Origin of the sequence: Streptomyces sp. NPDC046876, from assembly GCF_040645035.1 — a bacterium.
Taxonomy (GTDB): domain Bacteria; phylum Actinomycetota; class Actinomycetes; order Streptomycetales; family Streptomycetaceae; genus Streptomyces.
In genome coordinates this window covers 1-1266 of sequence record NZ_JBEYXK010000241.1, presented here as the reverse complement: position 1 = coordinate 1266, position 1266 = coordinate 1, and the positions used below count along the sequence as shown (strand labels likewise).

Below are 1266 nucleotides of genomic sequence, written 5' to 3'. Positions count from 1 at the left end.
GTAGGGGGTCGCGGCGATGATCTATTCGCTGATTGTGCGGATCACCGAACGGATTCCCTTCATCAAAGATTTGGTCAAACGCTTGGAAAGTGATTTGCGCTTCAAAGTGGACTGCGGCTTTTTGGTATCGGACGAGATTCCTTCGGAAGCTTCTTATTCACGTATGATTACGTTGGTCAGCGAATCGGATGCCTTGGAAATTGTCCAGGAACGCACTCTTTTGATGGCCATGTCTGAAGGGTTCATCTCAGATGAAATTGTTGCCATAGACGCCACCCATGTCGAGGCACATGACTGTGCGCCACAAAAGAAAGAAGCGGTCGAAAAAGAACCGAAAAAGCGTGGCCGCAAAAAGAAAGAAGAACGGGAACAATGGCTGGCGGAAAAGGCGGAAGAAGAAGCGAGTCTTCCCTTATATGAAAAAAAAATTGCCGATCAGCTGGATATTCTGCTTTCGGAACTGCGAGCTTCAGTTCCCATACACCCCGAATGGGGAGTGAAAAAGAATAGCGAAGGAAAGAACGTGTTCTGGTTTGGATTCAAAATCCATCTCGCCGTTGGGGCAGAAAGCCAGTACATCCTTCAGTCTCTATTTTCTTCGGGCAATCTGAATGACGGAAAAGCTGCCATCCCGCTGCTTAAAGGAATACAGGAACGGTTGGCTTCGCTCAAAATCGCTTATGCCACGATGGATGCCGGATACGACTACGCTCCGATTTACGAACAAGTTTACCGGATGGGCGCCCAATCAGTCATTGCCTACAATAAAAAGAACGAACCAGAACCGATTGGATTTGATCGTCATTTTGCGCCGACCTGCGTCCGCGAACATAGCTACCGATATGTGAATGCTTACGGTTTGCTTTATATTATAGGATTATATAATTCGGTGAAGTTTTTGCCGCATGTTATTGGAGAGAATTATTTGATTATTCGTCTAGGGTATCAGAGCAGTATTAAAGTGGATATTCATAATATTGCACGTACACAAGTTGCGGAAACACATAGTATCACGGATAAAGTATCTAAAGACACCTACTATTCATTATTAACGATCGATTCGCCCCAATATGAAATTATATTAAAAGAACCTGCATTGATGAAAGGTTCCTACGGAACATAAAGCAGCGCAAATCGGTAATTGCTGTAAGCCAAGGTGAAAACCGCTAAGGCGTGAAGTTCTTATGAGTTTTGATTCTAATGATTCTAAGCAAATTGAAAGTGAGTTGAGAAAAATGTCAGCGGAAAGTGAAAAAAATAATACAC

At 43.7% G+C, this 1266-nt stretch carries 1 pseudogene; it reads left to right on the top strand.

Annotation, left to right across the window (positions count from 1 at the left end):
• Nucleotides 1-10 precede the first annotated feature (10 nt).
• Nucleotides 11-844: pseudogene (locus ABZ924_RS38720) on the top strand (transposase); the annotation flags it as partial.
• Between the last annotated feature and the right edge of the window lie 422 nt (nucleotides 845-1266).